General features: G+C 39.8%; 25 protein-coding genes. 8 read left to right on the top strand and 17 right to left on the bottom strand.

Annotated features, from left to right (window positions below):
* Positions 1-113: 113 nt before the first annotated feature.
* Positions 114-722, bottom strand: a complete 609-nt coding sequence (locus EU510_RS15435) for a flavin reductase family protein (RefSeq protein WP_149594224.1) — start codon at positions 720-722, stop codon at positions 114-116.
* Positions 723-842: 120 nt separating this feature from the next.
* Between EU510_RS15435 and EU510_RS15430 the strand changes: the two genes are divergently transcribed.
* From EU510_RS15430 to EU510_RS15420, 3 genes are all read left to right on the top strand, one after another.
* A complete protein-coding gene (locus EU510_RS15430) occupies positions 843-2,366 on the top strand; it encodes a cryptochrome/deoxyribodipyrimidine photo-lyase family protein (RefSeq protein WP_149594223.1) in 1,524 nt (507 codons plus the stop codon).
* 2 nt (positions 2,367-2,368) lie between these two features.
* Complete coding sequence (locus EU510_RS15425; protein ID WP_076916399.1) at positions 2,369-2,503, top strand: DUF2256 domain-containing protein; 135 nt, start codon at positions 2,369-2,371, stop codon at positions 2,501-2,503.
* A gap of 130 nt (positions 2,504-2,633) precedes the next feature.
* Positions 2,634-3,071, top strand: coding sequence for an OsmC family protein (locus tag EU510_RS15420; protein ID WP_024593544.1), 438 nt, complete (start codon positions 2,634-2,636; stop codon positions 3,069-3,071).
* 399 nt (positions 3,072-3,470) lie between these two features.
* Here the strand turns inward: EU510_RS15420 and EU510_RS20115 are convergent, their stop codons facing one another.
* Positions 3,471-3,596, bottom strand: a complete 126-nt coding sequence (locus tag EU510_RS20115; RefSeq protein WP_262501239.1) for a hypothetical protein — start codon at positions 3,594-3,596, stop codon at positions 3,471-3,473.
* Positions 3,597-3,813: 217 nt separating this feature from the next.
* On the opposite strand from EU510_RS20115, the gene EU510_RS15410 reads away from it, so the two are divergent.
* On the top strand, positions 3,814-4,590 hold the full coding sequence (locus tag EU510_RS15410) for an EAL domain-containing protein (RefSeq protein WP_149594222.1): 777 nt from the start codon (positions 3,814-3,816) through the stop codon (positions 4,588-4,590).
* Positions 4,591-4,629: 39 nt separating this feature from the next.
* Here EU510_RS15410 and EU510_RS15405 read toward each other — a convergent pair whose 3' ends face one another.
* Positions 4,630-6,117: a dipeptidase gene (locus EU510_RS15405; RefSeq protein ID WP_149594221.1), complete on the bottom strand. Its 1,488-nt coding sequence runs from the start codon at positions 6,115-6,117 to the stop codon at positions 4,630-4,632.
* Positions 6,118-6,254: 137 nt separating this feature from the next.
* On the opposite strand from EU510_RS15405, the gene EU510_RS15400 reads away from it, so the two are divergent.
* Positions 6,255-6,446: a DUF2986 domain-containing protein gene (locus tag EU510_RS15400; protein WP_149594220.1), complete on the top strand. Its 192-nt coding sequence runs from the start codon at positions 6,255-6,257 to the stop codon at positions 6,444-6,446.
* 2 nt (positions 6,447-6,448) lie between these two features.
* On the opposite strand, the gene EU510_RS15395 is transcribed toward EU510_RS15400, so the two are convergent.
* The 3 genes from EU510_RS15395 to EU510_RS15385 all read right to left on the bottom strand — a co-directional run bounded on the left by EU510_RS15395 (position 6,449) and on the right by EU510_RS15385 (position 11,248).
* A complete protein-coding gene (locus EU510_RS15395) occupies positions 6,449-7,411 on the bottom strand; it encodes a TDT family transporter (RefSeq protein ID WP_149594219.1) in 963 nt (320 codons plus the stop codon).
* Between the two features lie 214 nt (positions 7,412-7,625).
* Positions 7,626-9,791: a TonB-dependent receptor gene (locus tag EU510_RS15390; RefSeq protein ID WP_149594218.1), complete on the bottom strand. Its 2,166-nt coding sequence runs from the start codon at positions 9,789-9,791 to the stop codon at positions 7,626-7,628.
* Between the two features lie 158 nt (positions 9,792-9,949).
* Positions 9,950-11,248: a PAS domain-containing methyl-accepting chemotaxis protein gene (locus tag EU510_RS15385; RefSeq protein WP_149594217.1), complete on the bottom strand. Its 1,299-nt coding sequence runs from the start codon at positions 11,246-11,248 to the stop codon at positions 9,950-9,952.
* Between the two features lie 374 nt (positions 11,249-11,622).
* Here EU510_RS15385 and EU510_RS15380 point away from each other — a divergent pair, with 374 nt between their 5' ends.
* On the top strand, positions 11,623-12,828 hold the full coding sequence (locus EU510_RS15380; protein ID WP_149594216.1) for an MFS transporter: 1,206 nt from the start codon (positions 11,623-11,625) through the stop codon (positions 12,826-12,828).
* Between the two features lie 339 nt (positions 12,829-13,167).
* Here EU510_RS15380 and EU510_RS15375 read toward each other — a convergent pair whose 3' ends face one another.
* From EU510_RS15375 to EU510_RS15360, 4 genes are all read right to left on the bottom strand, one after another.
* Positions 13,168-14,214, bottom strand: a complete 1,047-nt coding sequence (locus tag EU510_RS15375) for an NAD(P)-dependent alcohol dehydrogenase (RefSeq protein ID WP_149594215.1) — start codon at positions 14,212-14,214, stop codon at positions 13,168-13,170.
* Between the two features lie 139 nt (positions 14,215-14,353).
* Positions 14,354-15,067, bottom strand: coding sequence for a DUF1499 domain-containing protein (locus EU510_RS15370; RefSeq protein WP_149594214.1), 714 nt, complete (start codon positions 15,065-15,067; stop codon positions 14,354-14,356).
* Positions 15,068-15,173: 106 nt separating this feature from the next.
* On the bottom strand, positions 15,174-16,514 hold the full coding sequence (locus EU510_RS15365) for a DUF1501 domain-containing protein (RefSeq protein ID WP_149594213.1): 1,341 nt from the start codon (positions 16,512-16,514) through the stop codon (positions 15,174-15,176).
* Positions 16,515-16,523: 9 nt separating this feature from the next.
* The gene (locus EU510_RS15360) at positions 16,524-18,431 is read right to left on the bottom strand and encodes a DUF1800 family protein (RefSeq protein ID WP_149594212.1); all 1,908 of its coding nucleotides are present in this window, start codon (positions 18,429-18,431) and stop codon (positions 16,524-16,526) included.
* A gap of 170 nt (positions 18,432-18,601) precedes the next feature.
* Between EU510_RS15360 and EU510_RS15355 the strand changes: the two genes are divergently transcribed.
* Complete coding sequence (locus EU510_RS15355) at positions 18,602-18,817, top strand: hypothetical protein (protein WP_002958138.1); 216 nt, start codon at positions 18,602-18,604, stop codon at positions 18,815-18,817.
* Positions 18,818-18,820: 3 nt separating this feature from the next.
* On the opposite strand, the gene hrpB is transcribed toward EU510_RS15355, so the two are convergent.
* Complete coding sequence (hrpB, locus tag EU510_RS15350) at positions 18,821-21,247, bottom strand: ATP-dependent helicase HrpB (protein WP_149594211.1); 2,427 nt, start codon at positions 21,245-21,247, stop codon at positions 18,821-18,823.
* 83 nt (positions 21,248-21,330) lie between these two features.
* Positions 21,331-21,744 (bottom strand): group II truncated hemoglobin, encoded by a 414-nt coding sequence (locus tag EU510_RS15345; RefSeq protein ID WP_149594210.1) that lies wholly within the window; start codon positions 21,742-21,744, stop codon positions 21,331-21,333.
* A 274-nt stretch (positions 21,745-22,018) separates the two neighbouring features.
* On the opposite strand from EU510_RS15345, the gene EU510_RS15340 reads away from it, so the two are divergent.
* Positions 22,019-22,216, top strand: coding sequence for a CsbD family protein (locus tag EU510_RS15340; RefSeq protein ID WP_149594209.1), 198 nt, complete (start codon positions 22,019-22,021; stop codon positions 22,214-22,216).
* Between the two features lie 63 nt (positions 22,217-22,279).
* Here the strand turns inward: EU510_RS15340 and EU510_RS15335 are convergent, their stop codons facing one another.
* From EU510_RS15335 to EU510_RS15320, 5 genes are all read right to left on the bottom strand, one after another.
* Positions 22,280-24,541, bottom strand: coding sequence for a xanthine dehydrogenase family protein molybdopterin-binding subunit (locus tag EU510_RS15335; RefSeq protein ID WP_149594208.1), 2,262 nt, complete (start codon positions 24,539-24,541; stop codon positions 22,280-22,282).
* The gene (locus EU510_RS15330) at positions 24,538-25,035 is read right to left on the bottom strand and encodes a (2Fe-2S)-binding protein (protein ID WP_149594207.1); all 498 of its coding nucleotides are present in this window, start codon (positions 25,033-25,035) and stop codon (positions 24,538-24,540) included. Before EU510_RS15330 ends, EU510_RS15335 begins: the two co-directional genes overlap by 4 nt.
* A 187-nt stretch (positions 25,036-25,222) precedes the next feature.
* Positions 25,223-25,978: a hypothetical protein gene (locus EU510_RS15325; RefSeq protein ID WP_149594206.1), complete on the bottom strand. Its 756-nt coding sequence runs from the start codon at positions 25,976-25,978 to the stop codon at positions 25,223-25,225.
* 103 nt (positions 25,979-26,081) lie between these two features.
* Positions 26,082-26,219 carry a hypothetical protein gene (locus EU510_RS19930; protein WP_188085429.1) on the bottom strand — a complete coding sequence of 46 codons (138 nt, stop codon included), beginning with the start codon at positions 26,217-26,219 and terminating at the stop codon, positions 26,082-26,084.
* Positions 26,220-26,299: 80 nt separating this feature from the next.
* Entirely contained in the window at positions 26,300-26,668 is a 369-nt protein-coding gene (locus tag EU510_RS15320; protein WP_039487230.1) for a hypothetical protein, read from the bottom strand.
* Between the last annotated feature and the right edge of the window lie 13 nt (positions 26,669-26,681).

Below are 26,681 nucleotides of genomic sequence, written 5' to 3'. Positions count from 1 at the left end.
CGATTGACTTTTTGTTGCTCGGTTTTTACTTAGCCCACTAGGTTACAAACCTCGCGCCGCGATTAAATCGCCCCTAGATTGAACAAATTTCAATCCACAAAGATCAACACGCCCTAAATTTGTGGTCGTTTAAGTACAAATTTATCCTTAGTGGTTGCATAATAATCCCCACCCATTCTACCTACCGCATCTAAAAGTGTTGGGTCAATATAACCGTCAACAAACACTTCATCGTCAACACAAATACCCACTATATCTAGTAACATCATTTGTCCGCCGCCAGGCTCGCTTGAAATAGTAATAACTTCACGTAGCTTACACTCATAGCGTACTTTTGAATCAGCAACACTCGGAACTGCGACCATTTGGCTATCAATTTTAGTTATATTTGCAGCATCAAACTCACTAACATCACTAGGGTAATTAGCACAACTTTGATTCATTTTTTCAACCAGTTCATGGCTCACAATGTTAATCACACATTCTTTAGTCGCTAATAAGTTAATTAATGTATCTTTACTTGGCTTATCGCGTGGATTTACTTGCGTCACACTCAATACTGGTGGATTACAACTCGCTACTGTAAAAAATGAGTAAGGAGCAATATTAGCCACACCGTCGCTACTTAATGTACTTATCCATGCAATTGGACGAGGGCTGATCCCGCCAACTAAATACGAATAAACATTAAGCTCTTTATTTACAGTTAAATCTAAAAACATACTTTTCCTTTTAATACATTAAAACTAAATCTTAATTTAAGTTAGTTACGTATAGGTTTGGCTGACTCAGTTAAATAACAAGTTAATTTTTATTTCTATTTAAAGCAATAAACCAATTATATGAAAATAAACATCGTGTGGTTTAAACGTGATTTACGTCTTAGCGATCATCAACCATTAAAAAATGCATTTAGTAATGGCTTACCGACCCTATTACTTTATAACTTTGAGCCATTGCTGCTCGAAGATGCGCACTACAATGAGCGGCACTGGCGCTTTGTGTATCAATCAATAGTTGAGTTAAATAATCAGCTAGCGCGTTTTAACGCCTGTGTTTATATATTTAATTTAAACATGAGCGACTTACTTGAGTCGTTAAAGACGCAGTTTGAAATAGTAAATATATTTAGCCATCAAGAAATAGGCTTAAACAATACCTTTGAGCGCGATAAAGCTATTAAAACTTGGTGCCAGCATAACCACATTAACTGGCAAGAGTCGCAAACAGGCGCGGTGATTCGCGGCAAAAAAAATCGTAATAATTGGAACGAACGCTGGCAGCAAACAATGCAAGCACCTATTGCTGTTCCTAATTGGAAGAGCATAAAAACAATTACCCTTAATAACTATCAAGCGCCTGAGCTACCAAGCGCTTACACGCAAGATCACGACAGCTTTCAACAAGGTGGCCCGCTGCATGCGCGAACTGTAATGCAGAGCTTTTTTGCCGAGCGCGGTAAAGGTTATCAAAAAGGAATATCGAGCCCAAGTTTAAGCCAAACACATTGCTCTCGGCTTTCTCCGTATTTAGCGTGGGGGAACATTAGCCTTAGGCAAGTGTATCAAATGGCAATTGATGAATATCATTCAAAACACCCTGATAAAAGAGGCTGGAAGCGGCCGCTTGCTGCGTTTGTATCCCGTTTGCATTGGCACTGCCACTTTATGCAAAAGTTTGAAAGCGAGTGCTCCATGGAATTTTTAGCCCTTAATCCGGGTTATCATGTATTTCCGTATCGTGATGATGAACATGTTAAAAACGATATTGAACGCTGGGCGCAAGGTCAAACTGGTATTCCCATTATTGACGCTTGTATGCGCTGCTTAAAAGCCACCGGTTATATAAACTTTAGAATGCGCGCCATGCTTGTAAGCTTTGTCACACATCATTTAAATATAAGTTGGCAGCAAGCAAGCTTTCCCCTCGCTAATTACTTTTTAGATTTTGAGCCCGGAATTCACTACCCGCAAATTCAAATGCAAGCCTCGGTAACAGGTATTAATACCATTAGGCACTACAACCCAATTAAACAATCGGAGGATCAAGACCCAACAGGTTCATTTATTAAAAAGTGGTGCCCCGAGCTTGAAAAACTCCCTATTGAATATTTACATCAGCCTTGGGAGCAAACTCCGATGGAAGCGCTATTTAACGACTTTAAGTTAGGTGAGGATTACCCTGAACCCATGCTTGATTTAACAGCGGCTTCAAAAGAAGCACGCGAGCGCTTATGGCAATACCGTGAGCGAGCCGATGTTAAACGCGCCATAGGGAGGATTCTTAAAAAGCACGTTGGGGGTACTCAAAAAGTTACTCGAACAAAAAGTAAAACGGATACTAAAAGTAATAGTGAGACTAAGTAAGCATGGCGCACAAAAAACTAAACTTACCTCAAAAAATATGCCCTATTTGTAATAAACCTTTTACGTGGCGTAAAAAATGGCAGCGCGACTGGGATAACGTTATTTTCTGTTCAGAGCGCTGCAGGCGTAATAAATAAGAGTAATAATTAACTGGCGTCTATTTTGCAGCATCATCAGTAATTAGTGCTTTTAAGGCTTTATATAAGCTTATTTTGTAAATAAGGCTTAGATAACCTGAAAAGCTTACACTCAAGCAAGGAGAAGATGATGACGATTAAAAAAACGGCAAGTTCAACATGGTCTGGCGACATTAAAACAGGCAAAGGTAGCATATCAACTCAAAGTGGCGCGCTTAATAAACAACCATATGGTTTTAATACCCGCTTTGAAGATGAGGCAGGCTCAAACCCTGAAGAATTAGTAGGTGCAGCGCACAGTGCATGTTTTAGTATGGCGCTTTCACTTGCATTAGGTGATGCAGGCTTTACCGCAGATAAAATTGATACTAAAGCCACTGTAAGCCTTGATGAAGTAGATGATGGTTTTTCGGTGACGCATATTGCCCTTGAGGTAAAAGCGCGTATTGATGATATTCAAAACGAGCAGTTTCAAGCCTTATGTGAGCAAACCAAAAAGAGCTGCCCTATTTCAAAACTCTTAAATACCGAAATATCACTAGATGCGACACTTCAATCAGCATTTTAAATATTTAGGTTTAGATTACTGTAAATAAAGCACATTAAATTAAAGCCAAGTAAATTATTACTTGGCTTACTAATCATCAAGATACCTTTTTAGAGCTGCTTATACCTAAGACTTCAGATAATAAAGCGATCCCCATGCCAAGCGCGGGCCAAATCACCCATAAGGTGTTTGGTGATGTAATTAAATTAATTAATCCTAAAAACACTAGGGTCTGTTGATCTTTGCGGATTAAAATTTGTTCAAACTAGGGGCTATTTAATCGCGGCGCGAGGTTTGTAACCTAGTGGGCTAAGTAAAAACCGAGCAACAAAGAGTAAATAGCCCCTAGAAAGAACCCTTTGGGCAGCGCCTGTTTGGCATTAATGCTACGTTATCGCCCATTTATGGGGAATAACCACACTACATAGGCTCTGTCTTGCCTAAATACCAAACAGACTGCTGCAAATTTAACCTTGAAAGATCAACAGACCCTAAAGCAACTGCATACTGTTTAATACTTTGAAATATTGTTGTTGATGTATTCATGTTTATCCTCCTGTTAATGTATAAATCTATTTTTATATAAAAACGAAATGTAAACCCCTGCCAAATGTCATTAAATAGCATGACATTAGTCATAATATCACTCACATATAAACAATTACTTATTACGTTAAAAAAAATATAAACTAATACTTTAATCTGTTTGTGTTAGGATCTACCCTCAACTAACTTTAAAAATAAACATAAGAGGATGAACTAAGTGATCGAAAAATCAAAAGATTGTGAAAAAGTGACATGTAGTAATTGTGCTGACGCCAACGATCTTGAATTTGATTTTTCTATGGCTTTTCAACCGATTATAAACTGTAAAACTCGCCTAATTTATGGCTATGAAGCATTGGTTAGGGGTTTAAATGGCGAGTCTGCTTATTCAATTATTTCAAAAGTGAATGAAGACAACCGCTATGCATTTGATCAGCTTTGTCGTATTAAAGCTATTCAACTAGCCGCAAAGCTGGGCATAACATCAATGCTAAGCATTAACTTTTTACCTAATGCTATTTATAAACCAGAGCGATGTATACGCACCACACTAGAAGCTGCAAAAAAGTATAACTTCCCAATTCAAAATATTATGTTTGAATTTACTGAAGTTGAAAAAATTGAAGACACCGCACACATTAAACGCATTGTTGATTACTATCAGTCTCTCGGATTTAAAACCGCCACTGATGACTTTGGTGCAGGTTATTCTGGTTTAAATCTACTGGCTGACTTTCAAACAGATATTATCAAGCTTGATATGGCGCTCATACGCGATATAAGCAACGACAAAAAACGCCAATTAATAGTAACTCATTGCTTAAATATGTTTCGCGATTTAAATATTACCGCACTGGCTGAAGGGATTGAAACAGTAGAAGAATATAAGTGGCTTAAAAACGCAGGTGTTGAGCTTATGCAAGGGTATTTATTTGCCAAACCAAGTTTTGAAAACTTGCCTGAGGTAAATTTTAAGGACATAGGTGCTGATTAGTACTCAACACCTATTATTAAAATTTAAGTAAGGCTTAAACTACATATTACCTAGCTCTATCATCATTGCTGTGTACATACGTAAATTCAGTTCAAGTTGCTCAAGTGTCATAAATTCATGCTCTGAATGACCTGTGTAGCGCTTACCTGGCATTGAAGGACCAAACGATACCGCATTATCAAACAGCTTTGCGTTAGTGCCACCACCTATTGATACAAAGTCAGCTTTTTCGTCGCCCGTAAAATGCTTGAAAATATCAAGCAGCTTTTGCGCATGTGGCGCGCCATCAAGTAGCATCGGTGTGCCAATAATTGTTTCTATGTTAGCAAGCGTTACATTGTTAGTGGCTTGCCAATTAGCGAGTGCATCATCAATTTGCTTTTGTAATACAGCTTCGTCTTTACCCATTGGGCGACGTGCATTTACGGCAAGAGTTAGTGCATTCCCATCGCGCTCAATAACGGTTGGTGCCACTGTCATCGGGCCCATAAAGTCGTGCTTATAGGCTATTTCGCCAAACTGTTTACCGTGAATATCTAAACCAATTAACTGATTTACAAAGTCGATTAGCTCGCCGTCACTGTTATTTTCAAGCTCCACGCCTTTAAATAACTCAGCTAAATAAGCAATGGCGTTTATACCCGACTCAGGCTCTGATGAATGCGCCGACATACCTTTAACACTTATTGCTAAACCATTGCTTTTTTCACTAAAGTTAAATTCAACTTTATTTAATGTTTTAGCTTTTGCTTTTAATGTATTAATAAGTGCAGCGTCTGCATTGTGAAGTACTAAGCTGGCATCTTCTGGAATTTGACTTCTAAACGCGCCGCCAGTTACTTCACTCACATATAAACCCGTCTGTGGTGATGTTGCATTAAAAGTAGGTGCAATTAAGCTCCAACCTTTCTCGGCAACCACTACAGGGTATGATGCATCAATCGTTACTGCATATTTTGGTTGCTCATACGTTTTCATAAATTGAGTAAGCGGACCCCAATCAGACTCCTCAGCAAGGTAAATCATAAGCTCAATACGGTTATTAAGGGTTATACCTTTATCTTTAATTGCCTTCATGGCATAAAGCGCTGTTGCTATTGCACCTTTATCGTCCTCAGTACCACGACCAACTAATTTACCCGGTTCAGATGTATCAATAATAAAAGGGCTTTGTTTCCATTTGCTAGCATTAGCAGGTTGCACGTCGCCGTGGGTTACTACGGTTACTTTTTCGCTTTGCTCGCCCATACCAATTAATACGGTGTAGCCTAAATCTTGATAGTCGAAACCAAGTTCTGCGGCTTTCATTTTTAAAAGTGCTTTAAAGCCAATAAAATCGGGATTTTGAGGAGTGCTAATGTCGCTCTTATTAACCGTCGGAAAAGCAACTAAATTGGTAAGAGTGTGTATTTGAGCATTTTGATAGGTATCTACTGCGTAATCGGCAACGCTATCAATATTTTTATTTAACTGCGCATGAGCGCTAAATGCAAATAAAGCAATACTGGCTAAAGCTAACTTTTTCAAAACAATTCCCATTTAATTAATAACTAAGAGCGGTAATTATAACGCTATGAAGCGCCTACTTATAGCTCTTTACGCTAAACACACAGATTACTTAAGGTAAATATTTATATAGCAGCTTTTATGAGGATGACTGTATAATGCGCGACTTAAAATTAACAGGGTATTTAATTGTGAACCGTCGTAAAAAAATCGTCACTAAATTTCAAAAGAAAGATAAACGCACTAACGCTAAATTGCATAAAAGCAACAAACCGTCTTATGTATCAAAAGCTGAGCGCAAAAAACTAGCTGAACAAGAAAGTAATGAGCCTCAAATAATCCAAGAGTAACTTTACGTTACCTGTTGCTTTGATAATTTAAAGTGGCAAAAGTACCGACCACTTACATAACATACCACTCCCGTGGCAACTATAAGTTCAAACGTAGCTAAGTAATTAACTGTATCTACATATGGCATTGCGAGGTTTATACTTTGCATCCAATCTTTCATTTTAAATAATGCAGTTGCCCCAATAACCATTGGAAATGTAAAAGCAGCGTAGCTCGGCGTAAAAGTTCTGCGTAATAACTTTATAAATAACACATAAACAATCAGTGTTTTTATTATAGCTAATATAAATAATGCCCCCACTATAACAAGTGATGGATTAGCTACAATATGAAAATACCCCGCTAATGTTAAACTGGCAGGCGCAGCTAAAATGGCAAGTGTTGGCTGTATTTCGTAGTCACTTTTTAATGCTAATAAAAAACGATAAAACATAATTGGCAGCATAATACTGTACGTTGATATACCAATTACCAGTGCGCTGTAAGCTAACCACGCTAATGTTGGATTTCCCGAAAAAGTAATGTCTGCAATAATTATCCCCACTGGTGGCACAAACCAACTGGGCGCCATATCTTCAAAATTAAACTTTTTTGCTCGCTGGTATAAAAAGCTCACCAAAAATATGAGATGCAGAACAAAAGCTAAAACCCACATAATGTCGCCAACTAATGGGTTAAATTGCCCAACTGAGTTTGAAATAACAAGATTAGCCATTGCAAATGTAGGGATCACACTTCCTGCAACTGGGTGAGCTAAATCGGCTTTTAATAAATGAGGGTATAGTAAAAACTTAGCAGCCAAAAGTAAAACTAATACGCCAGCTAATACCGATCCCAAAAATTGCCCTTGAGAGTTTAAATTAAAAACGTTTTCCCATGTCCACCCCATACTAGCAATACCCAAAGCTAAACCGGCCATAGCTGTTGGCGCACCCATCACTTTATTTTTAAATTGCTTAAACACTGTATTTCCTAATCATTGGGTGATGAACAAGTTACTGCTTTTTACTGCACTGCCTTAAAATAACGCTATAAATTAGTACAAGCGTGCTTAATAGAACGCTTTTTGCGTACAAATATTTCATAAAAAATAAGCTTACGGCTTAATTATTAAAGTGCAAAAAAGCCATAACATGGTTATGGCTTTTGCTTTATTTTAAATTTGAATATGAGGTTAATTAAAACGCATAGCTAGCACTTATATTAAATGAGCGCCCCTGTCCTGCAAGTTGTTCAAACCCGTTGCTACTATCTTGTTTAAGTGCTGCAATACTTACCCCCCCTAGCGGGAGTTGGTAGTACTCATCAAACACGTTACTCACTTCTGCGCTTAGCGTTAATGCATCCCATGTGGCTTTAGAGCTTAAATTAACCAAGCTGTAGCTGTCTGTTTGGTTTTCAAAACGGTTATTATCTACACGGCTTTTAGTATCGACCCACTGCCAAGATAATGCGTTTTCAAACCGACCCATTTGCTGGCTAATACCTAGCTGAGTTTCCAGTGGTTTAATTTGGTAAAGCGGTTGGTTAGTATCGTCGCGCTTGCCTCTGGTATTGGTAACATTAGCGTGTAACTGCCAATTGCCTAAATTTTTAGATTCATAAATATTGGCTGTTAAATCTATTTTTGCACCATATAAAATGGCATCTACATTAGTAAACTGCAAAATGTTACGCGCTGTATTGTCCAAGTCATAACTATTAAAACTTCTCACACTATCAGCATCAATATAATCGTTCACATCGGTATACCAAACATTAGTACTTAATCGCCAACGATCATCTTTAGCCGATTTAATATAAGTAGCACTTATAGTATGGGCTGTTTCAACATCTAAATCGGGGTTACCAATATAACCGTTACCATCGCCGTACCAGCCAATCATGGTGGTTGCCATAGTACTTACACCCCAACTGTATCGCTCATATAAATTAGGGGCGCGGTTTTTACGGGTAAGGCCAAATTGTAGCTCATCATTATTTGTTATTTGGTAGTTAATTAATAAATTAGCGTCAACTACAGTGTCGGTTTTATCTCTGTCGCCAGCATTAAAATTCTCAGCAGCAATGGTATTATCTGTAGATGTATCGCTCATGGACATACTTTGCATACTACCCATGTCGCTCATATCGCCCATATCCATCATACTCATACCATCGTTGTAAGATTGAACTTCTCCAACGTGGGTATTAATACTTTCAATACGTACGCCTGCGTTTAACCACAGTTTTGTATTTATTTGGCTCTCGTATTCAGCAAATGCCGCTATGCGCTCTCGTTTGCCATTATTTATATTTACGTAATCGTTTGGTCCCATCATGGTTGAGCCTTCAATACCTGGCCACCAATCATCAATGCTGTAATTGTAATATTCTTGACCGAGTAAAATAGTGCTGTTCTTATCAAGGGCAATACGCCACTTAAGCTGCGTACTTATATCTTGTGCATCGGTTTTCATTCGCATCATGCCTGTTTTTTCTTCACTGAAAAAACCCATTTCGTGCTTTACGCTATGCCAGTTAACTTGCCCTTCAAGCTCGCTGTTTTCAAAGGAGCGCTTGTATTGAGCTATTGCACCGAAACTGGTGTTATCGGTCATATCCATATACTGATTTGCAAACCCCTGATACGGGATTTTTTGATGCGTTAGTTTTATAACTAATTGCTGTTTATCATCGCGCATAGCTGCGGTTAAGCTATGATTTTGTGCGCGATACAACGTATCAAGCACTGCATCACCGTTACCATCTTCATAACTATCTGCATCGCTAAACGAGCCCTGATAATTAAGGCTAAACGTGTCGCTTGCTAAACGAGCGCCTACCCCAAGTTTACGTCCGTTATCAACACTACTGTATTTTGCTGACACATAACCTGAGTGCCAATCTAATTCACTGTTATCGCTATACTGTGGTGAAATAGAGTTTACGCTTATAACACCGGCAATATTATCGCCGCCCGCGCTTACAGCCGACACGCCTGCAACCACATTGTAAGACGTAATTTGATTAGCCGAAATATACGAAAGTGGCGGGTTCATGTGATTAGCGCATGCAGCGGTAAAATCTGCGCCATCAATTAACACTTTAACTCTGTCGCCCATTAAACCATTTAAAATAGGGAGGTTAGATACGCCGCCCGCGGCTGAAAAATCGACACCTAAATCACTTAATAACGATTCTGACGAACCAAGTGCTAAATGCTTATTTTGAGCATGTCCGTGTACTTCAATTACTTCTAAAGGCGTATCGTCGGCAAATGCAAAAGGAGATAGCACACCGCTAATAAAAAGTGCGACAGGGGAAAGTAAGTAAGTTTTTTGAGTTTTGCTTTTATAAACCATTGTTAATTTATGCCACTGTAATAATTGGCGTAATTATAGTGTGAACTGCAAAAGCAAAAGCGCGACATATTGTCGCACTTTATCAATTAAGAATGTTGTTAGGCATGTTTAAGTACTTTGATTGGCAGCTTAAAACGTAAAAATGATGCAAACAGTCGTTAAGCATTTAACTTAGCGACCGTTTGAGAAACAATATCTGCTCCGCGTTCAATCTCTTTAATGACCTCAGATACATTCGCAATAAGCTCCCGGCCTTGCTCAGAAGAATCTGAAACCGACGTTATTTGCCTTGATATATCATTAGTGAGCTCTTGGTTATTTTTAACAACGGTCGCTATTTCATTAGTTGAACTACTAGTACTGGCTGCAAGTTGTCTTACTTCATCAGCTACTACAGCAAAACCACGGCCGTACTCCCCAGCGCGTGCAGCTTCAATTGCAGCATTAAGTGCCAGTAAATTAGTTTGATCAGCAATACTGCTGATTGTAGAAACAATGGAACCTATTACAGCTGATTGTTCATTAAGGTTTTTAATTAAGTCTACCGACTTAAGTACTTGGCTTACAATGGCATCGGAGTTTGCAACAGAGCTTTGTAGTATTTCAGAGCCTTTTTTAGCTGTTTGCGCAGTAGCTACCGCCGATTCATAAGCTATTGCAGCAGCTTCAGTTACTGCACTGTTATTATTAATTCGATCGGTAATATTTGATGCAAACTTAATTATTTTAATTACATTACCTTTGCTATCTAATATTGGATTATAAGTAGCTTCTAGCCAAATTTCTGAACCATCGGCGGCAATACGTTTAAATTTTCCTGACTTAAACTGCCCCTGCGCTAATTCACTCCAAAAGCGTGGGTTTTTCTCATAAAATACTTCAGTACAAAACATTTTATGATGCTTACCTACAATATCTTTTAAGCTATACCCGATTGTTGTTAAAAAGTTTTGGTTTGCGCTTAAAATATTTCCTTCAGGAGTAAACTCTATCGTAGCTAGTGCTTTATCAAGTGCACTAGCAATGGCTTCTTGTGCCTTTCGTTGTATGTAACTAGCCGTAATATCAGAGGCTATTTTAATAACCTTAGTAACTACGCCGTGCTCTTCAACCGGGAAGTAAGTTGCTTCAAGCCAAAGCTTATCACCATTCGCTTTATATCTTAAAAACGATCCTGCTTTAGAGTCACCTGCCTTTAATGCTTGCCAAAACTTGCTGTATTCGTTTGAGCTTGCATACTCACTTTCGCAAAACATACGATGGTGCTTACCAATTATTTGCTCTTTACTGTAACCAATAGTTTTTAAAAACAACTGGTTTGCGTCTAATATTATTCCTTCAGGGGTAAACTCTATATAAGCCACATGCTTATTAATTGCAGATAAAACAGACTGCTTTTGAATTAATTGAAGCTCCATTTCTTCAATTTTTGCGTTTTTTTTAGAAATACCAAACATATAAAAACCTTAAGGAGTAAATTAGCACTAGGGTTGTTGACCTAAAATTAGCAAATTAATGTAACATCTACATGTAACTATACTGTAAATATAAGCTTTAAATAGCCTTTCAGCTAATATTTAATACCTTACAGGCGCCTGCTTTATAAATAGTTTTTTTATTTTATGAATTTTAGGTAGTATTTTCTTCTAATTAACATTTTAAAAACCTAACAAAAACACTAATTTATGCATGACTCTGTACTTTTTTTAACTTAAAATAGCGCTCTCACAGACTACCCTCTCACACCAATATTTAAGCATACATATAATATTTTCTATTCAGAATTTATTGTGCTGTTTCACTTTTAAAATTAAACTTTAAGGGATCATCTATGACATCAGATGTAACGTCGGCATCTAGTCAACTTAACAGAACCGCTATTTTACTCGTATTAGCACTTGGCACATTTATTTTAGGATTATCTGAGTTTTCGATGATGCCAATGCTGCCACTGATTAGCGAAACATTTGGCTCAACGCCCTCACAAAGTGGCTATGCAATTAGTGCTTACGCCATTGGTGTTGTAGTTGGCGCCCCTATTTTAATGCTCACAACTGCTAATATGAGAAAGCGCAAAGCATTGCTCATTTTTATAAGCTTAATGTTTATCTCAAACGGATTAAGTGCGATGGCAACGTCGCTTGAGCAGCTGGTAATATTTAGATTTTTGAGTGGTTTACCTCATGGTGCATATTTTGGCGCGGCTATTTTATTAGCATCAGATATTGCCCCAAAAGGTAAGCGTGCTAGCTTTATGTCTAAGGTGTTTATGGGTTTAACTGTGGCTACTATTGTTGGTGTGCCTGTAGTTACACTTGTAGGTCAAAATTTAAGTTGGCGGTATTGTTTAGCCGGCGCTGCAGTACTTGCATTTATTGCTTTTATTTTTGTTTATAAAGTAGTGCCAAATATCGATAACGCTAAACCTTCTAACTTACTAAACGAGTTTGGTGTACTCAAAAATAAACTGGTTTGGTCTATTTTGGGTATTGTAATTATTGGCTTTGGCGGAGTGTTTTGTATTTATACTTACATTGCCGACACCATATTAGTGGTAACAAAAACAGCCCCGTATACTATTTCTATCGCAATGGTGATGTTTGGTATCGGTTGTACGCTCGGTAACTATGTACTGGGTAAAGCGGCCGATAAATCAGCAATTAAAACGACTGGCCTTGCGCTTGTATGTACCATTGTATTTGCTTTTGCTTATGTAACAGCAAGCAACAATATTTGGGCTCTTTACGCGGTGATCTTCTTTATTGGTTGCAGTGTGGGCTTGGCTACGCTGATTCAAACGCTTTTAATGGACGTTGCGCCCGAAGGCCACGCTATGATTGGTGCATTAGTACAGTGCGCATTTAATACTGCCAATGCTATAGGCCCTTGGGTTGGCGGTATTGCAATAGCACAAGGTGCGGCGCCTAATCAAACAGGTTACGTAGCAGCTGCATTATTTTTAGGTGGTTTGGGTATGTGGCTACTAAGTTACTTACAACTAAACAAACAGCAACCAACAGCGCAAACCGCTGGTTAATCTATACTTTAAATAGTAAATACAAAAAGAGCCGCTAATTAGCGGCTCTCTTATTTTTAATTTACCTAGGGCCTGTTGACCTTTCAGGATTAAAATTTGTTCAATCTAGGGGCGATTTAATCGCGGCCTGAGGTTTGTAACCTAGTGGGCTAAGTAAAAACCGAGCAACAAAGAGTAAATTGCCCCTAGAAAGAACCCAAAGGGCAGCGCATGTTTGGCATTTATGCTGCGTTATCGCCTACTTATGGGGAATAACCACACTACATAGGCTCTGCCTTGCCTAAATACCAAACAGCCTGCTGCAAATTCAACCTCGAAAGATAAACAGGCCCTAGTAAATTAAGCGCTTAACGACGCCATATCGATAACAAAACGGTATCGTACGTCAGATTTTTCCATGCGCTCGTATGCTGTGTTAATTTCGTCAATGTTGATCATTTCGCACTCTGGCAGCACGTTATTCTCACCGCAAAAATCAAGCATTTGCTGCGTTTCTGCAATACCACCAATAAGTGAGCCTGCTACTTGGCGACGACCCATTAACAGCGGCACCGTGTTTAGCTCTTCTACAGGGCCAACTTGGCCAACGATGATTAGTGCGCCGTCTATGTCTAATAAAGGCGTGTAGATTGAAAGGTCATGCTTAACAGGCACTGTATCAATAATTACATCAAAAGCCGACTGCGAGTCTTTCATTTCGTCATCATTAGATGACACTAAGTAGTGCTGAGCACCTAATTTAACCGCATCATCTTTTTTAGACTCACTACGGCCAATTACCGTAACGCTTGCGCCCATTGCAACTGCATTTTTAACGGCCATATGACCAAGCCCACCTAGACCAATAACACCAACACGGCTACCTTTTTTTACGCCCCATTTATGAAGTGGCGAGTAAGTAGTAATACCTGCACAAAGTAGTGGTGCAACGCGAGAAAGGTCTAAATTTTCTGGTACAGAAAGTACAAACTCTTCGCGTACAACAACATCTTTAGAATACCCACCTTGGGTCATTTCACCACTAATGCGGTCTTTGCCTGCGTAAGTACCAACCATGCCTTCGCGGCAAAATTGTTCTTCGTCGTTGTCGCACTGATCGCAACTTTTGCACGAATCAACCATACAACCCACAGCAACTGTGTCGCCTTGCTTATATTTTTTAACGTCGCTACCTACCGACATAACTTTACCAACAATTTCATGCCCAGGTACTAACGGGTAGTCACTGCCACCCCAATCATTTCGTACGGCGTGTAGATCTGAATGGCACACACCACAGTATAAAATTTCAATTTCTACATCGTTATTTCGTAAATCGCGGCGCTCAAAAGAAAATTCTGTTAATTCAGAACCTTGGTTTTTTGCTGCATATCCTACTGTTTTCATAATAACTCCATAGTGGTTAAAAATTTAAATTTTAATAACCCTAACGCAGTTGTCGTGAATACAAACTGACACTAAAAACAAAAAAGCCCAACAATGTTGGGCTTTAATACGCTAATAACCGAATACAGGCTAAGTCGTTTTATTTTTCAAGTAAGCTGTTTAATTCATTAATAATTGAATGAATGCGCTCTGCATTTTTACCTAAATCACTGCGCCCTACTCGCGATTTACTACGAATATCAACAAAACGTTGGCTGCCTTCATCTTTAATACGAATGACCACATCGTCTTTAAAACCAAACCATGTGGTTGTATCAGTAGCCTCTACAATACCTGTAGCCGTGTTTGCACTTACTACTGCAAAACCAAGATTTTTAACTGCTTGTTCGCTTGCTGTCATCAAATCGGCTTTAGATTGTGCAAAGCTTAATGTCACCAGTTCAGGGTATGCTTTGCGTTGCTGTACTGCCGTTTCTTCGCCCGCGTATTCTACTGGGTTAGATGCGTTTGCACGTAGTGGCGCAATTGCTACAAATTTTGGTGGGTTAACTAAATCTGTTGAAATGTCATGAATTGCCGGTACGCCTTTAGCTTTGTTCATCATGTTAAGTGGCATAGCAATGGCCACAACAGAAAACACAAGTGCAATAACACCACTGCTTAGCGTTAATGTTTTACGCATAAATAGCGCTTGTATTATAAGTAGCACCAATGCAGCGCCACCAGCGTAAACGCCAAATCTAAATCCCGTAAACGCAACCTTCAGTTCTACAATACCAAATTTATACAAAGGCCCCGGCAGTATGACGAGTAAAAAAGCGATTAAACTAACTAAGCTCACTAAAACTTTCATTTTATGATTCCTATATTGTGTGATTTTTATTATTAAAACAGATAAGCACTATCAACCGATAGCTTATACTACTAACAAGTGCTTTTAGATTACTATTAGCGACTAATTACACAAAAAAGTCCAATGTTGTGTGATCAAAGTTACTCAAGTTTGGAAAAATATCAACAAGCTCAGAGCTTGGCACACCAAACCACTGAGCCAGTGTGGCAAAGTACTGCTCATTAGCAACACTTGGAATTAAACGCCCGCCACCGGTATCTTGTGGGCCATCCAAATGTTGAGTTAGTAGCTCGCCATATATATTGCCGCCTTTTACTGCGCCGCCCATTACTATTTGGTTCCCTGCCCAACCATGATCAGTGCCATCGCCATTTGAGGTAAGCGTACGACCAAAATCAGACATAGTAAACGTCGTCACTTTATCAGCCATATCAAGCTCTTTCATCGCACTATCAAATTCACTTAACCCTTGAGCTAACGTATTTAATAAAGCAGGGTGCGTTGTTAATTGGTTGTCGTGCGTATCAAACCCACCCATAGAAACAAAAAACACTTGGCGCTGAGTACTCAATTTTGCCTGTACGCTAATTGTTTTAGCGACTGCTGCAAATTGCTCACTAAGGCTATTATCGCTAAATGGGGTAATAAGTGCAGGCGCGCTTTCTAACGCGCTGTTCATTGCTTGAGTGTTATTTATCGCACTTGTTAAGCCATTGGCATAAGCTGTACTTAACGGATGATTCGTATTGCCTAGTAAGCGGTTCATAATAGAAGTTACGTGCTCGCTACGAGGTTGGTACCCGCCAAACGCGTTAATATTACTAATGCCGCTTTTGTTAAGCGCAAATGCATTAGTAGCACTTCCCGTTTGCCATAAATTAGTACCGTCGAGTGATATGTTAGCCGCAAATTCATCCTGTAATTCTAAGCGTTCTAAAAGTCGTGCACCCCAGCCACTGTTAAGCGATTGTTTCTCTCGGCCATACATCCATGCAGCTTGCTGATCGTTATGCGAAAACAAATGCTTAGGCAAACCTATTATTTTATTTTTATAGTCACTCAATGTTGTGGGAGCGAGTAAAGTACCTACCCCACCTATAAATGCTAAATTTTGAGATTCAAATACATTTTGTATAGGCTCAAGTGAAGGGTGAATCCCAACTCCACCGGCAAACTGGCTTTTAATGCTTAGCTCAATAGGGCTCTGTACCGCTAGGTTTTGCCTGCTTTGCTCGTACAAACTCCGTTGCTCGCCTTCAAGCGGAACGAGCATATTTAACGAATCATTCCCGCCATATAAATACACACACACTAATGCTTTGTAATCACCTAACTCGACAGCATTGGTCGCTCCAGTTAATGCTTGTAATTGAAGACTCGTTAACGCGGCAGCTGATACGCTGCCTTTTACACATAACGACAAAAACTCTCTTCTATTAATGCTCATTATGCGCTCCTAATACTGCACGTTAAATTCAGGTAAAATAGCAATCATATATAATAAATACGAAACCCGTTCACGGTATTGATCTTCATTAAAGTAGGCATCTAAATCAAGTAATGCTTGGCGTGTGTCACTGCTCATTGCACCTGCAAAATATAACGTGTTGTACTGAGTTAGTAGCGCGCTAACACCGTTTTTCTCTAAAACATTCATGTCGTCTTGAATATAAACATAAATACCATTTGAATTTAAATCACTGTGCGCTTCTGCGGTACTCCACACTAAACTTGCGTAAAGCGCGTTCATGGTGCCAATCAGTGTTGCATCGTTTGCTATTTGTAATTCTGGTGCAACAATACCTTCATTTCGCAAAGCTGCGGTTTGATAATCAGGCCTAAAAAAGTTAAATACCGAAGCCGACTGCATTGACCCTTGCCCATAGCTATTTATTAAATTCCACGTTTTATAATAACCAGCCAAAGATTTAGCATCGAGATTTCGCCAAAACTGTACAGTTTTTAAAATAGGCTCTTTAATTTTCCCTTGGTAGTTAAGCACTGAACCAAAATGCCGCGCTTCATCATCTAAATAAATAGCTTTTACTACCGCCGCTAAATCGCCGCGTACACCGGTGCCATTATCAATAAATACATTAGCTACTCGCTCAACATATTGGGGGGTTGGGTTGGAGGTAATTAATCGCTGAATAAGTTGTTTGCTAATAAATGGCGCAACATTTTGATGGTTAAATAAGTTATCGAGCGCTATTTGCAATGACTCTTCTGCTGCATAACCTTTTGGTATAACTTCGCCATTTAATAAGGTTTTTTGTTTACTAGAGTGGTACTCGTCAAACGCTTCCATTGGCTTAATATAATCACGACTTTTACGCTTAAATGTTTCACTATCGGCAAACGTCCAACCTGTAAATACGCGTGCAAAACCCTCTATTTCTACCTGTCCGTAAGTGGCAATGGTATTACCTTGTGCATCAAGCTTGGCGCTGCCATCTAGGTTTAACTCTTCAAGGCCAATAGTAAATAACTGCATTACTTCACGTGCGTAATTTTCATCGGGGCGAATATTGAGTGCATCGTCTGCTTTTTCATTCCCTAAGTGACTTAAATAAGTCCCCATTATTGGCGAAAGTGTTACATCTTCGAGTAAGTCACGATAATTACCAAAGGCATGCTTTAGTAATAAATCGTAATAAGTGATCATGCCTTCAGGTTGGCCTCTTAAAGCACTGTTTTCATCCGACACCACTAATATTTCACTTAACGCAAACGCAACACGCTGACGAAGTTGATCGTCACTTTGCATTACAGCTTTCCACCATGCATCTATGCGGCTTATATATTTAAAGTCGTCATCGTCATTTAACTTTACTAAATAATCACGGTGATAATTAATAGATAGCGCTATTTGTTTATCAAGCCATTGTTGCTCGCTTAACCCTTGTGCGTTTTGTATTTCACTAAGCTTAGGTCCCATTGTTGCTTGGTGTAGTAACCGTGCGGCGCTAATCTCGTCCATATTATTACGTGCAGTAAAGCTTAGCGTTTTTACACTGCTTGCCCCTTCGTTGTCGGTTGCTGTTACCGAAAAAGCATAATCCACAGGCTTATAACTTTGCGCATTTAGTAGTGTTACTGAGGTAGTTGTTGCCTCTAAAGCTCCACTAATTAGTTCTGGCCCTTGCGTTTGTTGCCATACAACAGATGTAATAGTGCCATCTTTATCACTGGCTGTTGCTGTTAGCTCAATTGTTTGGCCTTTACTTAATTCACTAGGAATATCAGCGACTGACAAAATGGGGATTTTATTTCCGTTAACGGTTGGCGTATCATCGGAGCCTGAACCACCGCAAGCGCCTAGTATAAAAACCGAGCTTGCGATCAGAGCAAATTTATAATGCATGTAAAGTCGTCATCATTTGTTAATTAAAGTACGTTAGTGTGTACCGAGTTTGATGCATTTATTGAAACACAAAATTTACAATTTAACTCTTTATTTTTTGTAACCGAATCATGAACGCCCCATTAATAGTGCACTAGCCGCAGGGGTAAACAGCCAGAGCTTTATTATTTATGAAAACTGAAATTCGCTATTGTTTTGAATCATCACAAGTTGCTAACCGATTTTTACACGAGCTCAAAGACTGGCCGGTTAACGATGTAAAAACACGACTTTTTAACGGCGGCGATAGTGTAAAAGTGACATATGAATATGACGAAAGTGGTTTTGATTACACTTGCGCCGAACTTGATGACCTAGCACAGAGCCATGGCGGGAAAGAAGTTTAATAACTACATTTTGCTTTTCACTCTATTGGTTGCAACGCTATTGGCCGGATCGTCAGGCCAAAAATGTTTAGGGTAGCGGCCTTTCATTTCCTTTTGCACATCGCGGTAACTGCTAGCCCAAAAGTGAGCTAAATCTTGAGTAAGTTGCAGTGAGCGTTTACCTGGCGATAACAACTCCATAAGCAGTGGCAGTTTACCGTTGGCAAGCATAGGCGTACTTGTTAAGCCGTAAACTTCTTGCATACGCACGCTTAGCTTTGCGGGGCCATCAAGTTGGTATTCTATTTTTATATTTGAGCCACTTGGCACCGTTAATCGCAGTGGTAACAGTGCTTTTAAAGCGGTTTGTTGTTGCCAATCAAAACAGTTTTGTAATGCTTCAAAGTAGTTAAACTTTTTAAGCTGCGTGAGCGTTTTAATATCTTCTAAAAACACACCTAGCCACTGCGCTGCATCTTGAATAAGTTGTTGCTCGTTTATTTGCGGGAATTTATCAGGCATTAAATTACTTGCTAGGCTCATACGTATCAGCAATTGCTGCGCATCAGGTTGCTCGTTAAATAATGCAAAACCGTGTTTAGCAAATAAGCTAAGCCACGCTTTAGCACGCTCGCTCTTATCTAGTTTTTGTTTACTAGGCTGGCTGCTGAGCGTTATAGCCCCGAGCTTTACTTCATCTTGATGAATAAAGCGCGCTGACTTTTCATCAAACTCACAACGAGTAAGTTCACTAAATAAATGCGGTAAAAATTCTTGTAACTCAAATGGGTTAAGCGCGGTGGCTGCAAATATACGCCCGCCTTTGTGCCCGCCCATGGTTGCTATGGCTAAGTAATCGTCGTTGTGCCAGTAATCGGCATTCAACTCAGCCCCTGCACCATTGGCGAGTAAATAACCATTCCCACGTTTTTTAGCTATGCGATCGGGGTATGCCAATGCCACCAGCAAACTTATATAATGCGTATTTAATTCGCTGTTTTCGTCTTTTACTTTTAAGCGGCTTTGCCAATACTTTAACTGTTGTTTAAATACCGGATGCGGACGTTGCTGTTGGCTATGCAGCGCTAAACTCAACTCGTTTGCACTGTTTACTCGGCTCTCAAGTAATGCCACTAAATAAATAGCGAGCCTAAAAATACCAGGGAGTTGGTCATCAAGTATTTGTGCTTTTAATAGCATATGCGCCAAACGAATATCAGCACCAAAACCTAACATTTTACTGCCAAGCGGTGTGAGCTTACCCTTGCTATTAATAGCTTCTAGCATGTTAAGCAGGTTACTTGCTTGCTCGCATTGCTGCTCAGTGGGCTTATCGAGCAAGGTTAGCTCATCAATATTGGCTCCCCATTGCTTTGCCTCAAGCATAAGTTGGCTTATGTCTGATGTGAGTATTTCGGGATTGTCGTGGCTATTACGTCTCTCAAAGGTTTGCTTTGAGCCAATTCGATAAACAATGCCTGGCTCTATTCGTCCTGCACGCCCTGCACGTTGCACAGCAGACGAGCACGATATACTTTGTGTTGTGAGCTCTGTAACCCCTGTTTTTAAATTAAAGGTCGCTGCACGGCGCTTGCCGCTGTCAATTACAATGCGTATGCCTTCAATAGTTAAACTGGTTTCGGCTACATTAGTGGTAAGCACTACTTTGCGCATGCCGTTTGGTGCAGGAGCAATAGCCGTTTGCTGATTAGCTTTATCTTGCTCGCCAAATAGCGTTGCAACTTGGCAGTTACTTGGTAAATCGCTTAGTGCTTGTTGCACGCGTAGTATCTCAAACTGCCCTGGTAAAAATACCAATGCGCTGCCTGTTTGCTCATTAAGTGCTTGTTTTATTATGCTAGGGATTGCATCAAGCCAGCGGCTTTCATCTTTTATGGGTATGTATACTTCGTCTATTGGGTAGCTGCGACCGCTTGATTGAATTACAGGGCAGTCAAAAAACGCAGTGTAACGCTCTGTATCAAGCGTTGCCGACATAAGCATAATAGTTAAATCGTCGCGCAGCGCACTTTGGGTCTCGAGTGCAAAGGCAAGTGAGGTATCGGCTGCAATTGAACGCTCATGAAATTCATCAAATATCAGTAAATCTATATCGCTTAATTCAGGGTCGTTTTGCAGCATGCGGGTTAGCATACCTTCGGTAACTATTTCGAGATGCGTATTAGCGCTTACTTTACTCTCGCCTCTAATCCGCAAACCCACACTTTGCCCAACACTTTCGTTTTGGCACTTTGCTAGGTAACTGGCAATATTACGTGCAGCTAAACGGCGGGGCTCTAGCATTACAATACGTTTAAAATGCCCGTCGCGCATAAGCTCTAGCGGTAACCACGTAGATTTACCCGCACCAGGCGGTGCTTGTAATAACGTAATAGGATTACTTTGTAATGTAGTAACGAGTTGTTGATATATGTCTTGAACAGGCAGCACAGCTATTTACCCTAAATTGCTTTGCAGCCATTGTAACAAAAAACCAAAGCCTAGCTGCGGTTGATGTTTAATAATAACGGCTATTAATTACCCGATACCATTCTAATTCGATCAGCAGGTACGCGTAATTGATCCATTAAGTAAATTTTGAACGATGCTTCGTAAGGTTGCTCATCAACCGCTTTTTGCATGCACAAAAGCCATGCGTCACTTTGCTCAATTCCTACATGTAAATGTTTATGTGCTTGAGGAATGTTAATACTGCCAAAATGTTCAGCATATAATTTTGGACCACCTAGCCAGCCTGACAAAAAATAAGCGAGCTTTTTACGCGACACCGATAAGTCTTTTGAATGCATACTCCTTATATATTCAGCCTCTTTTAAAGCGTCCATATTATCGTAAAACGCATTCACCAATTGTGTAATACCTACTAACTCACCTGCCATTTTGTATGAGCAGTCACCTACTCCGTATTCACACGTTTTTGTATTCATAACTCACTCAGGTTAACTACTTTGTTTAATACCTGCATATTAGCTTAAAACAAAAATTTAAGAGTGAGTTACATCAAAGCTGCGTAACTTATGTCAGCAATAATTACAGAGCGCTCTGTACATTTTTTAAGGATGTGCCGATAGCATTGATTATTACTGCTTCAATAAAAACATAACACCATGATTATAAATGAAAAATAAAAATTTAACTTGTTGGTACACGCCTTGCTCCTTTTATACTGAACGTTAATTAAATCTAAGTAAGGAGAAACTTATGAACAGCGATCGTATGAAAGGTAATTGGGACGAACTTAAAGGTAAGGCTCAACAGAAATGGGGCGATCTTACTGACGACGATTTAGACAAAATTGAAGGTAGCCGTACAGAGCTAGTTGGTAAAATTCAGCAGCAGTATGGTAAATCTAAAGAAGAAGCAGAGCGTGAAGTTGATGAGTTTGAAAAAACTCACTAATCGCTAACTTCTAAAAAAACCGCCATTTTGGCGGTTTTTTTGTTTAAGCTGTAGCTTATTTAGTTACGCTTTTAGCTGGCCACCTATTGGTAACTGCCTAATACGCTTTCCGCACGCTGCAAAAATAGCATTACATAATGCTGGCGCATAAACTGGTGTAGACGGCTCGCCTACCCCTGCTGGTGGTGCATCACTTTGTACAATTTCAACTTCAACTTCAAGTGGTGAATCGCTCATACGCGGTACGCGATAATCATGAAAGTTACTTTGCTGCACGCGCCCTTTGTCAAAGGTAATACCATCGCTGATTGCAGTTGTAATCCCATAAATAGAACCACCTTGAGTTTGGTTTTTAACGGTGTCGGTGTTTACAACCGTACCCGCGTCAATGGCAACCCACGATTTAATTACGTTTAAATCGCCAGTATCCGACACTTCTACTTCAACTACCGTAGCTACGTAAGTTAAAAAGCTTCTGTGTGCTGCTATGCCTAAACCTCGACCTTTAGGAAGCTCTCGCCCCCATTTACTCATGTCAGCTACTTTTTCAATAACATGGCGCAGTCTGCCAATATCTAACGGATAAACCGCTTTATCGCCACCGTAATTATCGTATGTAGCATTTTGCTCAGTTACATCAACAATACGACTCGGACCTATAGTGTCTAGTAAATAGTCTTTTTGGTCGCGGCCAGCTTTGTGCGCCGCTTCGCCAATAAATGACTGAATAGCAAAAGCATGAAAAATATTTGATACAGAGCGCATCCAACCAATTCGTGCTTTGGCTTGCGCATCACCGTTTTCTAACTTCATATTAGGTGTGTTAATAGGGTTATCGGTAAATCCTAAGCGCAGTTCAAAGCTTCCTGGCGTAGTCGCCCCTTCTGAAAAGGTAGAGGTAATTGGTGAAAACGCGGTGCGGTGTAAATACGATTCTATTACGCCATTTTTATCTAGCGATGCTTCAATGTGCTGAGCCGAAACCGCATGGTAAAAACCATGTTGTATGTCGTCTTCACGCGTCCATTGCACACGAATAGGCTTGCCTACTTTCATTGAAAGGTAAGCTGCTTCTGCTGAAAAGTCAGGTTTTGACTTACGCCCAAAGCCGCCTCCTAACATGGTAACGTGAACATTAATTTTGCTCTCATCCATGCCAAGCATTGCCGCCACTGTTTTCATATCGGCTTGTGGATTTTGCGTAGCAGCCCATATATCAACGCTGTCTTTGTTGTACATAGCTGTTGCACAAGGCGGTTCCATTGGTGCTTGAGCAAGATGCGGCGCGTAATAATCAGCTACGAGTTTATTGCTCGATTTAGCCAACACGCCCATGGCATCGCCTTTATCACGTATGTTTGCCTGTGGAGTTTGTACTGTTTGTAATAATGACTTTTTAAATTCTTCTGAATTGTAATCGCCATTTTTGTCATCATCCCACACGACTTTTAATGCTTTACGTCCTTGCCATGCAGCCCATGTGTTTTTAGCTATAATCGCAATGCCACCTTTTGGCTGAAACTGCGGCGCGCCTTTTGGTGCAGGAATTTCAATAACATCTATAACGCCGTTTATCGCTTTTGTAGCACTGGCATCAAATGACTTAACAACACCGCCTACTACCGGCGGGCGTTCAATTATAGCCACCAGCGCTTGTGGTTCGCGTACATCGGCTGCAAATATTGCTTTACCGGTTACTAAATCGGCTAAATCTATGTGCGCCATGCCAGTATTAATATAACGCCATTCTTTGCGTGTTTTAAGTGTTAGCTTATCAACTTCTGGAGGCGTTATTGTAAGCGCTAAGTCGATTAAATCTTTATAAGTAAGCGTTTTTCCTGAGCTGTGTGTAACCACGTGCTGATTAGCAGTACAGGTTTGTGGGTCAACTTTCCAATATTTAGCGGCCGCATGCTGCATCATGTAACGTACACTTGCGCCCATTTCACGCAGGCGCTGCATGTTGTAGCGAATACTGCGCGAGCCATCGGTATTTTGATCGCCGTATTTAGGGTCGCCCTTGCCCTGAATAACAATAACCTTATCCCACGCGGCTTCCATTTCATCGGCAACTATTTGTGCAATCGCGGTGCGAATTTGCTGACCCATTTCAGAGCGATGACAGGTTATTTCAACCATGCCGTCTGGGCGCAGTGCAATAAATAAGTTTGCGCGCTTTGCTTGCTCAGATGGCTGCTCTAACACACCCGCAAATGCTCTTGGCGCACTGCCAACAAAATAAGTACCGAGTACCAATGCACCTATTGCACTGGTTTTTAAAAATTGACGGCGGTTTAAATCAAAGTATTTGTTATCTTGGCTCATACTTCTTCCCCTTGTTCATTTGGGTCAAAATATTGAACACTCGCCATTGTTTTAGCCGCCGACTTAATTGCTTTATGAATTCGCGGGTAGGTACCACAACGACAAATATTGCCCGACATATTACTTACTATTTCTTCATCAGTTGGGTTGGGGTTCGCTGCTAACAAGCTTGCCGCTTGCATAATTTGCCCGCACTGACAAAATCCACATTGCGGCACTTTATGCTCAACCCACGCTTTTTGCACTGGATGATCGCCCTGCTCGCTTAGCCCTTCAATAGAAGTAATATTGCGCCCTACTACAGCCGATACCGGTAATACACATGAGCGCTGAGCTACCCCATCAATATGCACAGTACACGCACCGCACTGTGCCATACCACAGCCAAATTTAGGCCCAGTTAAATTTAATTCGTCTCGGAGATACCATAATACTGGCGTTGACGGGTCGCCAGAAAACTCATGTTTATTACCATTAATGGTAAGCGTGATCATACTAAACTCCTTGGCAAAGCGCTTTACAGGAGGGTTCCTTGTTGCGCGAGAACTATTTTTAATTACTTACTATTTTATACTTACTACTTTTAGCCTACCACTTAGATCTATTTTATAAAAATACTAATTATTAGAACGTTTAACTATTAAAAACAGATCTACATTATCAAGCATACTAAAACATACATTAAAGAGTGCTTATAACATCTTCAAATAGTAATCGCTCATCGTCTTTATAAACTTCAAGCCAACCTGGTGGTGATGTATCGCAGCCAATAATAATAACGTGTAATATGTAACTATAACGTCCATTTTTAAACGTATAGTGATGATTCCCGCCGCTACCCTCAAATGTAATATCGCCATTAATTAAAACCATATCTGGCTTATCACTTGGCTTTTTATTAATACCCCACACTGCATAACGGTAATTATGATCCCCTAAATCATCAACACGAATGTGGTAGTTAGCCGTTTTCCAATCGAGTACTGGTTTTTCAAAGTTATTAACACTTGAATGCAGGGATTGCTTATCTTGTTCAATTAAGCGTTTGGCAAATACTTGCTCTTTTGCTGTTTGGTGATTTATACCGATAATTTTACCGTCAGCATCAATCCACATCACGCCGTTATTTAGCATAGTGCCGCGCCAACCACCGCCTTCCCAATCGGTATCAATGTTTGAACTGGCAATAACTGCCACTAGCTCATCATCAAATACTTCATCAAAGCGGTTAATAAATTCAGCTTCATTTTTAATGTCAGGTATGGGGTACTGTCGTTTTAATGGGTAGCTAATAAGTGCAGCAATTGTAGATTTATCGTGAGCTGCAAAGGCAGTAATAACAGGTAAAACGAACTCGTGATATTTTTGCTCAAGAGCAAATGTGCTAGATGTGAAAAGTAGAGATAGGCACAGTAGGATCTGGCTTAGATATTTCATTTATAGTCCTTCAATTTGGGCTTTTATTATATTTCTAATACTTTGACCTAAAATCTTAGAACATACTTTTCTGCGTCGTAAGACAAGCTCGACAACTCATTTTCTAACTCGTTAACCCTTCTAGTTGATAGCATAATTTTTTCACTTTGCTCACACTTTGTGCAGTAACTGTTTCGATAGGCTGAGCGTATGCCAATGATGTACTTGTAACCCATATAATAAAGCAAAGAATAAATTTCATTTTATTCCTTTAAGTTGTTTAAACTTCATTTAGTTATTAACCAAATTACGCTAATTGTGGTTGAGATAAAGAACCAGTATTTAGAGCTTCTCTTTGTTTATTAAAGCTCTTTCTTTGACTGCGGCTTGGCGAATAAAGAACATTATTACGCAGCTTGCAATATTTCCACCTATTAATAAGCTGAGTATTGCTAAAATAGTTATTTGATTAACTTTTCTCTTGGATACAGCCCATAAATGCCACAAAGCATAACTACAAAGGCCAAGCACTGCCAAAGCTAGCGCTAAGGGATGTACACTTCCCTTTTTGAGAACAATAAAAACCATCCCACCAGCAGCAACAAGTGAAAAAAGACATAGCCCGACCAGATAAAGCTTTACGAAAAAACCCAGAGTCGAAAAGCTAAATTCATGTTTAATTTTGTTTGATTGATTAATTTCTGCAGTCATAATATTCCTTATT

It is taken from the genome of Pseudoalteromonas sp. FUC4 (genome assembly GCF_008370255.1).
In the GTDB taxonomy this organism is placed as follows: domain Bacteria; phylum Pseudomonadota; class Gammaproteobacteria; order Enterobacterales; family Alteromonadaceae; genus Pseudoalteromonas.
This window is presented reverse-complemented; position numbering and strand designations above follow the sequence as displayed.

Bases quoted from the DNA above. Each gene is read 5' to 3' on its own strand.
- EU510_RS15340 (WP_149594209.1), top strand. From the start codon at position 22,019: ATGAACAGCGATCGTATGAAAGGTAATTGGGACGAACTTAAAGGTAAG.
- EU510_RS15355 (WP_002958138.1), top strand. From the start codon at position 18,602: ATGAAAACTGAAATTCGCTATTGTTTTGAATCATCACAAGTTGCTAAC.
- EU510_RS15425 (WP_076916399.1), top strand. From the start codon at position 2,369: ATGGCGCACAAAAAACTAAACTTACCTCAAAAAATATGCCCTATTTGT.
- EU510_RS15435 (WP_149594224.1), bottom strand. From the start codon at position 722: ATGTTTTTAGATTTAACTGTAAATAAAGAGCTTAATGTTTATTCGTAT.
- EU510_RS15380 (WP_149594216.1), top strand. From the start codon at position 11,623: ATGACATCAGATGTAACGTCGGCATCTAGTCAACTTAACAGAACCGCT.
- EU510_RS15385 (WP_149594217.1), bottom strand. From the start codon at position 11,248: ATGTTTGGTATTTCTAAAAAAAACGCAAAAATTGAAGAAATGGAGCTT.
- EU510_RS15330 (WP_149594207.1), bottom strand. From the start codon at position 25,035: ATGATCACGCTTACCATTAATGGTAATAAACATGAGTTTTCTGGCGAC.
- EU510_RS15375 (WP_149594215.1), bottom strand. From the start codon at position 14,214: ATGAAAACAGTAGGATATGCAGCAAAAAACCAAGGTTCTGAATTAACA.
- EU510_RS15370 (WP_149594214.1), bottom strand. From the start codon at position 15,067: ATGAAAGTTTTAGTGAGCTTAGTTAGTTTAATCGCTTTTTTACTCGTC.
- EU510_RS20115 (WP_262501239.1), bottom strand. From the start codon at position 3,596: ATGAATACATCAACAACAATATTTCAAAGTATTAAACAGTATGCAGTT.
- EU510_RS15325 (WP_149594206.1), bottom strand. From the start codon at position 25,978: ATGAAATATCTAAGCCAGATCCTACTGTGCCTATCTCTACTTTTCACA.
- EU510_RS15320 (WP_039487230.1), bottom strand. From the start codon at position 26,668: ATGACTGCAGAAATTAATCAATCAAACAAAATTAAACATGAATTTAGC.
- EU510_RS15420 (WP_024593544.1), top strand. From the start codon at position 2,634: ATGACGATTAAAAAAACGGCAAGTTCAACATGGTCTGGCGACATTAAA.
- EU510_RS15400 (WP_149594220.1), top strand. From the start codon at position 6,255: ATGCGCGACTTAAAATTAACAGGGTATTTAATTGTGAACCGTCGTAAA.
- EU510_RS15430 (WP_149594223.1), top strand. From the start codon at position 843: ATGAAAATAAACATCGTGTGGTTTAAACGTGATTTACGTCTTAGCGAT.
- EU510_RS15360 (WP_149594212.1), bottom strand. From the start codon at position 18,431: ATGCATTATAAATTTGCTCTGATCGCAAGCTCGGTTTTTATACTAGGC.
- EU510_RS19930 (WP_188085429.1), bottom strand. From the start codon at position 26,219: ATGAAATTTATTCTTTGCTTTATTATATGGGTTACAAGTACATCATTG.
- EU510_RS15365 (WP_149594213.1), bottom strand. From the start codon at position 16,514: ATGAGCATTAATAGAAGAGAGTTTTTGTCGTTATGTGTAAAAGGCAGC.
- EU510_RS15345 (WP_149594210.1), bottom strand. From the start codon at position 21,744: ATGAATACAAAAACGTGTGAATACGGAGTAGGTGACTGCTCATACAAA.
- EU510_RS15335 (WP_149594208.1), bottom strand. From the start codon at position 24,541: ATGAGCCAAGATAACAAATACTTTGATTTAAACCGCCGTCAATTTTTA.
- EU510_RS15390 (WP_149594218.1), bottom strand. From the start codon at position 9,791: ATGGTTTATAAAAGCAAAACTCAAAAAACTTACTTACTTTCCCCTGTC.